Annotated in this window: 6 protein-coding genes; 5 read left to right on the plus strand and 1 reads right to left on the minus strand. The window is 70.5% G+C overall.

The features are described from left to right. Positions 1-10: 10 nt before the first annotated feature. Positions 11-2,806, minus strand: a complete 2,796-nt coding sequence (locus ACFZCY_RS21405; RefSeq protein ID WP_391175303.1) for an NPCBM/NEW2 domain-containing protein — start codon at positions 2,804-2,806, stop codon at positions 11-13. Between the two features lie 333 nt (positions 2,807-3,139). On the opposite strand from ACFZCY_RS21405, the gene ACFZCY_RS21410 reads away from it, so the two are divergent. The 5 genes from ACFZCY_RS21410 (at position 3,140) to ACFZCY_RS21430 (ending at position 8,476) form a co-directional block, all read left to right on the plus strand. Continuing rightward, the gene (locus ACFZCY_RS21410; RefSeq protein WP_391175306.1) at positions 3,140-3,787 is read left to right on the plus strand and encodes a hypothetical protein; all 648 of its coding nucleotides are present in this window, start codon (positions 3,140-3,142) and stop codon (positions 3,785-3,787) included. Between the two features lie 187 nt (positions 3,788-3,974). Further along, positions 3,975-4,157 carry a hypothetical protein gene (locus ACFZCY_RS21415; RefSeq protein ID WP_391175310.1) on the plus strand — a complete coding sequence of 61 codons (183 nt, stop codon included), beginning with the start codon at positions 3,975-3,977 and terminating at the stop codon, positions 4,155-4,157. A 610-nt stretch (positions 4,158-4,767) separates the two neighbouring features. Beyond that, positions 4,768-5,964, plus strand: a complete 1,197-nt coding sequence (locus tag ACFZCY_RS21420; RefSeq protein ID WP_391175312.1) for an argininosuccinate synthase — start codon at positions 4,768-4,770, stop codon at positions 5,962-5,964. A 104-nt stretch (positions 5,965-6,068) separates the two neighbouring features. After that, positions 6,069-7,499, plus strand: a complete 1,431-nt coding sequence (gene argH, locus ACFZCY_RS21425) for an argininosuccinate lyase (protein WP_391175316.1) — start codon at positions 6,069-6,071, stop codon at positions 7,497-7,499. Next, positions 7,499-8,476, plus strand: coding sequence for an aldo/keto reductase (locus tag ACFZCY_RS21430; RefSeq protein ID WP_391175319.1), 978 nt, complete (start codon positions 7,499-7,501; stop codon positions 8,474-8,476). The genes argH and ACFZCY_RS21430 overlap by 1 nt, the downstream gene beginning before the upstream one ends. Positions 8,477-8,826: the final 350 nt, after the last annotated feature.

Below are 8,826 nucleotides of genomic sequence, written 5' to 3' on the forward strand. Positions count from 1 at the left end.
CCCACCGACATCACGTCTCCGAACAGATCAGCCGGGCGTCGGCCCAGTCGCCGTGGTCGTTGGCGTTGGTGTCGTCGCCGCCGCCGATGCGCAGATCGAGTCGGCTCACGCCGCTGACGTCCACGGACAGGGGGTACGGCTCGGCGTCGTTCCTCAGCAGCGGCGTCGTCGCCAGCTCCTTGCCGTCGCCGACGACGGTGAAGACGGCCGATCCGTTCGGCGCGACCTCGTCGTCGACGCCGACGACCGCCGTGAAGCGGGTGCAGTTGCCGCCCAGGTGGAGGCCGACTTCGCCGTTCGCGTGGACGCCGAGCCCCTTCGCGTGGACCGTGCCGCCGAGGGTGAGCGGATGGCCGTCCCCGGCCTGCCGTTCGCCGTTGGACAGGTCCCGCTCGACCGGTCCCCATCCGTTGGTCTGCGCGACGAAGGCCAGATCGCTGACGGCGACGGTGCCGGTCGGCGGCGGGATCGGGACGGTGACCGTGGCGCTGCCGTACGACCAGTGGGGTACCCCGGAGCGTTCGTAGGTCGCCGTCGCCGTCAGCACGTTGTCCACCGGAGTGTCCCGCGCGTCGGGGGCGGTCGCGCGCCACTCCGCGCTGACCGTCTGCCCGGGGCGTACGCGGGGGAAGTGCGCGGCGCCGGGCGCGAACGTCCAGCCGGGCGCGGCGGCGGTCGGGGTGAGCGTCACGTCCCGCGCGCCGGACCCGGCGGCGGCCGGGACCGTGAACGTCGCTCGTACCGTGCCCGTCTCGCCGCGTTCGATCCGGGGCGGCGCGGTGACGTCCACGGCGGCCGGGGCGGGCGCCTTCGCGGCGGGCGTGATGCGGAGGTTGTCGAACTGGTCCGTCTGATAGCCGACCACGCCGAGACCGGCGATCCCACGGGAGTACGCCGTGTCGTCGACGGCACCGAGCCGCTTGCCGTCCAGGGCGGCGGTCAGCGTCGTACCGGACATCGTCAGGGCGAGGTGGTGCCAGCGTCCGGTGCCGAGGGCCTTGGCCGTGCCCGAGGCGAGCGGGGTGAGCCGGGCCTCGGTGTCGGAGCGGGACAGGGACCAGGCGCCCTTGTCGTCGACGCGGAGGAAGTAGCCCTCCTGGCGGTTCTGCGGGCGGGCCTGGCGGCCCGCCCGGCCGATGAGTTCCACCGGCCCCGGCCGGTCCAGCAGCACATCGGCCGAGACGGTGTAGTCGGCCCACGAGCCGTCGCCGATGAGCGCGTACGCGTCGGAGTCGTCCTGCCACTCGATCGGCTTGACCGGCGCCATCTGGCGCAGGCAGGTGCCCCGGCGGCCCTGGCAGCGGACGGTCTCGTAGGAGCCCTGCATATCGGCGAGGTAGCGCGCCTCGCGGCCCACCGGATAGCGGTCGAAGTCGTCCGCGTACGGGAGGGTGAGCGCGCGGGCCGCCGGGCTGGTCGCGCGGCCCTTTCCGCCGGCGTCGAGGGTGGTGAGGGTGTAGACGCGGCCGGGCCGTACGCCGAGGGAGTACCGCCCGTCCCGGTCCGGCACCAGGGTCGTGGTGTGCACCAGATTCTCTTTCGCGTCCGGCGCCGAGACGTCCGTCTCCCACACCTGGACCGGCGTGCGCGGAAGCCCCTCGCCGACCGAGAGGTCGAGGCGCTGCGGGCGGGTGGCGGTCGTGGTCTCGACGATCGTGCTGTACGCCTTCCTGCCGGGGGAGCGCAGCGATACGTACGACCCGTTCGCGCGCTCCCCGCCCAGATAACCGGAGGCGTGGTCCATGAACGTCCAGCCGGGCCGGGTGAACTGGGTGACCTGCGCGGTCGTCCACAGGCTCTTGCCGAGCCGGTACGCCCCGGACCACGGCTGGGCGGCGACGGCCAGCCCGACCGTGTCGTAGGGCAGGCCGGGGTAGACCGACGCGATCAGCGGCCAGTTGAGATACGCGGTCATCTCGGCATCGAGGTAGCCGCGCGTGATCGAACGGATCAGCTCGGGCGCGCCCACGTCGGTGTCCAGCGAGCCGTTCTCGCTCGCCCACAGCGGCTTTCCGGTGTCGCGGGCGGCCTGGGTGGTGGAGCAGGACAGCGCCGTTCCGCCGTCGCCGCCCTCGCAGGGGTAGTGGGCGCCGATGATGTCGACGGAGTCGGCGAAGGCGTCGTCCTTCAGGATGTCGTCGGCGACCTCCCAACCGGAGTCGGCGCCGACCAGCCGGGTGGCGTAGCCGCGCTCACGGAGAGCGGTGTGTGTCCGCTCGTACCAGGTCTTGTCGTAACCGCGCTCGTTCCAGCCGCCGAGGTAGTCGATCGACAGGTGGTGGCGGGAGGCACAGCCGAGCCACTTCAGCAGGTAGTCCGTCATGTCCTCGGACCAGAACTCCCCGCCGCCGACCCACCCGGGGGCGCCCCAGGCGAGGCCGTACAGCTTGATGGCCGGGTTGCGCTTCTTGGCCTCGGCCATGAGCCACCATTCGTAGCCCCGGTCGCAGTTCAGGTCGTCCGCGGTGTGCATGTGACTCGGCTCGGCGCCGTCGGTGGAGTTGGTGTCGCCGCCGATCTCGGCCTTGAGGATCTGGAGATTCGCCCCGTAGCCGGGCTTGAAGAGATAGTCCAGGATCGCCGCGCGCTGCGGCTCGGGATAGTCGATCAGCAGCCGGCTGTTCCCGCCGCCCCCGCTGATGGCCCCTATGCCGTCGAAGGTCCGGCCGGTGTCCTCGCCGTCCAGGGTGATAGCGGTGGCCGACGGCGCCGGGTCGTCGTCGGCACTGGCCCCGGGGGAGGCGGCCATCGGCAGCAGGGCGCACAGCAGGCCGATGACGATGAACAGGCGGGTGAGGCCGCGCATGACCGGCTCCTCCGGACGGGACGGCTGATGCCTTCTGCGCGCCGTTCCTCGCCGAGCCGTGTGTGGATGCGGACGTGGAGGAGTCTGGAAGTCGGGCGTCCGATTGTCAAGACAGTCATCCGATGAATCACGGTCACCTGCTGCGATGAGCGGCGTCTGCTGCCGTCTACGCCAGCCAGGCATCCCATCTATCGGGCCGGAAATCGCCCATGAGCACCCTGGGTCACTCAGATCACTCTTGACGCTGTGTCTTTATGTTCGATTTATTCGCCGCATATTCGAAGATTCTGTGACTCCGTGGTGGGGACTGTGGAGTTGAGGTGGAGTCGCCGCATGCGCGGCGACGGGACACGTGCGTCGCGTCGCGCCATGGCGGGGACGTCGGTCGGGGCGATCATCGCCGCATCGCTGGTCCTGTTACCGGCCGCACGTGCGGACGCGTCGCCGGCACCGAAGGCGATGAGCGCATCGGAGCGGGCCGCCGCATCGGGTGAACCGGTGGAGGTGACTGACCAGCGGTCCGAGTACTCGCAGACGTTCGCGAACCCGGATGGGACGTTCACGCTGGAGCAGTCGTCGGTTCCGCAGCGGGCAAGGGCGGATGACGGGGCATGGCGCGCCGTGGACGCCACGTTGGAGCGCCGTCCCGATGGGAGCGTCGAGCCCAGGAGCGCGGTGGTCGATCTGGCGTTCTCCGGCGGCGGAGACGGCAAGGACCTGTTGCGTCTGGGGACAGCGGACAAGACGATTCGCCTTTCATGGCCCGGGCAGCTTCCCGTGCCCAGGCTGGACGGGCCCACCGCCACCTATCCGGATGTGCTGGACGGCACTCTCGATGGACAAACCGGAGACGGGGCTTACTACTACAAGTTCCCGAACCCGATTGGTCGGGACGGGGCTGGGAACGATCAGTACAATATTCGCGTAATAGTTCGCGATCGAAAATTGATCACAGCCTTCCCGTCTGAAGGGCCGGAGTGATGGGTGGGCGTGACGTCGGGTCCCTGCTCAAGGAGGCTCCATGGGTGTAGATGTTGCTCTCGTGTGCGTAGAGCAGAACGGGAGCAGTCCGAGGCGGCGCCGGGTGAGGCAGGTGGAGGTTGTTCTCGACCTTCGTGATAAATTCGCCCGCCTTTGTGGATCGAGTGAGCTACCCATGCTCAGGCGTGTGGATCCCTATGGAACCCTGACCCTTGGTTCGCGCGAGATGAGTCAATTCATTTCAGAAATCAGTACCGAATTGTCGCGGACGGAAGAGCATGGAGTGCAGGAGATTTTGCAAGGGGTGCTCAGGCTGGCTGGAGAATGTCAGAATCGAGATGGGATGGAATTGCGTCTTGATGGAGATTGAAAATCTGGCATGAAGTCGCTGCCGATGAAATACGCCGATGGCCTCCACGAGCCACTCGTGGGGGCCATCGGCGTCCGCGGAGCCGGCCTGGCTGATGGGGGGGGGAGCGGTGGGTGAGGTTGCGCGGCGAGGGAGTGCCTCCATGGCCTTCGTCCGGCCCGCGCGGTGGCGGGCGAGGCGAACAGGCCATCTCCGCGGAGACGATCTCGACGGCGGCCAGGATGTCCTCGTACGAGTAGGGCTCGGCCGCGCCCTCTTCCAGGATCGTCACATCAGGTACTCGCGGGGGTTCCCCGGGGAACCGGATCAGTACGTCGGACAGTAGGCGGGACTTGTCGATCCCGGCCGTCATTGCGGCCATTTGGACGTCGAGGCTGGTCCAGCTCTGGACGTCGCTCCGTGGCGTCATGACGACGCGGCCTCCCAGCACCTCGACCTTGAAGCCTTCGAAGAGCGTCGCGGCGCGTCGGCCGCCTGGGAGAGGATGTCGTTCTGGAAGCCACGGCCACGTACCGTAGCGCCGCCCACCCCGCTGAGCAGCCGCGTTGACGAAACATACGGGCCAGTGCATACTTATGCCAGTCAGTGCATGAACCGTAAGGAGAAACCCGTGACCGAGCGCGTCGTACTCGCCTATTCGGGCGGCCTGGACACCTCCGTCGCCATCGGCTGGATCGCCGAGGAGACGGGCGCCGAGGTCATCGCCGTTGCCGTGGACGTCGGCCAGGGCGGCGAGGACCTGGACGTCATCCGCAAGCGCGCGCTCGCCTGTGGGGCGGTCGAGGCGGAGGTCGCGGACGCCAAGGACGAATTCGCCGATGAGTACTGCCTCCCGGCGATCAAGGCGAACGCGCTGTACATGGACCGCTACCCGCTGGTCTCGGCGCTCTCCCGGCCCACCATCGTCAAGCACCTCGTGGCCGCCGCCCGGAAGCACGGCGCCACCACCGTCGCCCACGGCTGCACCGGCAAGGGCAACGACCAGGTGCGGTTCGAGGCGGGTATCTCCTCCCTCGCGCCCGACCTCAAGTGCATCGCCCCGGTCCGGGACTACGCGATGACGCGGGACAAGGCCATCGCCTTCTGCGAGGCGAAGAGCCTGCCGATCGCGACCACCAAGAAGTCCCCGTACTCGATCGACCAGAACGTCTTCGGGCGGGCCGTCGAGACCGGCTTCCTGGAGGACATCTGGAACGCGCCGATCGAGGACGTGTACGAGTACACCTCGAACCCGGCCACCCAGCGGGACGCCGACGAGGTCATCATCACCTTCAAGGACGGCGTCCCGGTGGCCATCGACGGCCAGCCCGTGACCGTCCTCCAGGCCATCCAGCAGCTCAACGAGCGGGCCGGGGCGCAGGGCATCGGGCGGATCGACATGGTCGAGGACCGGCTCGTCGGCATCAAGTCCCGGGAGATCTACGAGGCCCCCGGCGCCATCGCACTGATCACCGCCCACCAGGAGCTGGAGAACGTCACCGTCGAGCGCGAGCTGGCCCGCTACAAGCGGCAGGTCGAGCAGCGGTGGAGCGAGCTGGTCTACGACGGTCTGTGGTTCTCGCCGCTCAAGCGGGCCCTGGACGGCTTCATCACCGAGGCGAACCAGCACGTCACCGGCGAGATCCGGATGACCCTGCACGGCGGCCGGGCCGTCGTCACCGGCCGGAAGTCGGAGCAGTCGCTGTACGACTTCAACCTGGCGACCTACGACACGGGCGACACCTTCGACCAGTCGCTGTCCAAGGGCTTCATCGAGCTGTTCGGGATGTCCAGCAAGATCGCCGCGAAGCGCGACCTGGAGCAGTAGGCCGCAGTAGCCTGCGTACCAGACGTAACGACACCGCCTTCCCGCCCGCGCGGCGGGAAGGCGGTGTCACACCACCCACCACCACAGCCTTGAGGAGCAACAGCGTGAGCAACGGCAACAGCGGCGACGTCCGGCTCTGGGGCGGCCGCTTCGCCGACGGGCCGGCCGAGGCACTGGAGAAGCTCAGCGCGTCGGTGCACTTCGACTGGCGCCTGGCGCCGTACGACATCGCCGGCTCCCGTGCCCACGCCCGGGTGCTCCACGCGGCCGATCTGCTGACCGCCGACGAGCTGGAGCGGATGCTGGCCGGGCTCGACCGGCTCGAGGCCGACGTCGCCGCCGGCGACTTCACCGGCACCATCGCCGACGAGGACGTGCACTCCGCGCTGGAGCGCGGGCTGCTGGAGCGGATCGGCCCCGACCTCGGCGGCAAGCTGCGCGCCGGGCGGTCCCGGAACGACCAGATCGCCACCCTCTTCCGGATGTACCTGCGCGACCACGCCCGGATCATCGGCGGGCTGATCGCCGACCTCCAGGAGGCCCTGGTCGGGCTCGCCGAGGAGCACCCGGACGTCGCGATGCCCGGCCGCACCCACCTCCAGCACGCCCAGCCGGTGCTCTTCGCCCACCACGTCCTCGCCCACGTCCAGGCGCTGTCGCGGAACGCGGAGCGGCTGCGGCAGTGGGACGAGCGGACGGCCGTCTCGCCGTACGGATCGGGCGCGCTGGCCGGGTCCTCGCTCGGCCTCGACCCGCAGGCCGTCGCCGCCGACCTGGGCTTCGAGCACGGCTCGGTCGCCAACTCGCTCGACGGCACGGCGTCCCGCGACTTCGTCGCCGAGTTCGCCTTCATCACCGCGATGATCGGCGTCGACCTGTCGCGGATCGCGGAGGAGATCATCATCTGGAACACGAAGGAGTTCTCCTTCGTGACCCTCCACGACGCCTTCTCCACCGGCTCGTCGATCATGCCGCAGAAGAAGAACCCGGACATCGCCGAGCTGGCCCGCGGCAAGTCCGGACGGCTCATCGGCAACCTCACCGGGCTGATGGCCACGCTGAAGGCCCTGCCGCTCGCGTACAACCGCGACCTGCAGGAGGACAAGGAGCCGGTCTTCGACTCCTGCGACCAGCTGGAGGTCCTGCTCCCCGCCTTCACCGGCATGATGGCGACGCTGACCGTCCACCGGGAGCGGATGGAGGAGCTGGCCCCCGCCGGGTTCTCGCTGGCCACCGACATCGCCGAGTGGCTGGTCCGGCAGGGCGTGCCGTTCCGGGTGGCGCACGAGGTCGCCGGCGCGTGCGTCAAGGAGTGCGAGCGGACCGGGATCGAGCTGGACCAGCTGACCGACGAGCAGTTCGCGAAGATCTCCCCGCATCTGACGCCCGAGGTGCGCGGCGTGCTGAACGTACCGGGCGCGCTGGCCTCGCGCAGCGGGCGCGGCGGTACGGCCCCGTCGGCCGTGGCCGCGCAGCTGGCCGAGGTCAAGACGGACCTCGCCGCGCAGCGCGCGTGGGCGGACGCGAAGCGCTGATGTCCACCGGCCTTCCTCGTCTTGCCGAGGCTGCCGCCGCCACGCCGGTGTCCCGCATCGGGCTCGGCCTGGCGGCGGTCGGCCGCCCCGGCTACATCAACCTCGGCCGGGACCGGGACCTCCCCGCCGAGCGCACCGTCGAGGCGATGCGGCGCCGTTCGCACGAGCTGCTGGACGCCGCGTACGCGCAGGGAGTGCGCTATCTGGACGCGGCCCGCTCCTACGGGCGGGCCGAGGAATTCCTCGCCGACTGGCTGCGCGCCCGGCCGGACGTGGCGCGGGACGTGGTGGTCGGCAGCAAGTGGGGCTACACGTACGTGGCGGACTGGCGCATGGACGCCGAGACGCATGAGGTCAAGGACCACTCCGTCGCCACGTACGAGCGTCAGCGCGAGGAGAGCCGTGCGCTGCTGGGCGACCACCTGGACCTCTACCAGATCCACTCCGTGACCCCCGACAGCCCCGCCCTCACCGACCCTGCCCTCCACGCCCGGCTGGCCCGGCTAGCGGCGGAGGGCGTCACGGTCGGCATTTCGACGAGCGGGCCCGCGCAGGGCGACGCGATCCGCGCCGCGCTGGAGGTCGAGGCCGACGGGCTTCCGCTCTTCCGTACGGTCCAGAGCACGTACAACCTGCTGGAGCCGTCGGCCGGGCCCGCGCTGGAGGAGGCCCACGCGGCGGGCCGGACCGTGATCGTCAAGGAGGCCCTGGCCAACGGCCGCCTGGCCGCCCCCGATGGGGTCCCGTCCTCGCTGCGCCGTGCCGCCGAGGCGTTGGGCGCGACGCCGGACGCCCTCGCGCTGGCCGCGGTCCTGCGGCGCCCGTGGGTGACGGTGGCCCTGTCGGGCGCGGCGACGGAGGCCCAACTGCGCTCGAACCTGACCGCGGCGGCGCTCCGTCTCCCGGAGCCGTTGGAGGACGTGGCGGAGCGCCCGGAAGCGTACTGGCGCCGGCGCTCGTCCCTCCCCTGGACCTGACCGGGCCTTCTTCCCCCACCCCGCCCCTCCCCGAAACCGGGGGCAAGCCCCCGGCCCCCACCTGGGGGCTCCGCTCCCAGGCCCCGGTGCGGGGGTTCCGCCCCGAACCCCCGCCGGGGTTCCGCCCTCGGGCCCAGGCTGGGGCTCCGTCCCAGATCCGTCGGGGCTCCGTCGCCACGCCCACGTTGGGGGTCCGCCCCTGGGCCCTGACCGGGCTTTCTTCCCCCACCCCGCCCGTTCCCGAAACCGGGGGCGAGCCCCCGGCCCCCACCTGGGGGCTCCGCTCCCAGGCCCCGGTGCGGGGGTTCCGCCCCGAACCCCCGCCGGGGTTCCGCCCTCGGGCCCAGGCT

It is taken from the genome of Streptomyces sp. NPDC007983, from assembly GCF_042958345.1.
Taxonomy (GTDB): Bacteria; Actinomycetota; Actinomycetes; order Streptomycetales; family Streptomycetaceae; genus Streptomyces.

Bases quoted from the DNA above. Each gene is read 5' to 3' on its own strand.
- ACFZCY_RS21430 (WP_391175319.1), top strand. From the start codon at position 7,499: ATGTCCACCGGCCTTCCTCGTCTTGCCGAGGCTGCCGCCGCCACGCCG.
- ACFZCY_RS21410 (WP_391175306.1), top strand. From the start codon at position 3,140: ATGCGCGGCGACGGGACACGTGCGTCGCGTCGCGCCATGGCGGGGACG.
- ACFZCY_RS21405 (WP_391175303.1), bottom strand. From the start codon at position 2,806: ATGCGCGGCCTCACCCGCCTGTTCATCGTCATCGGCCTGCTGTGCGCC.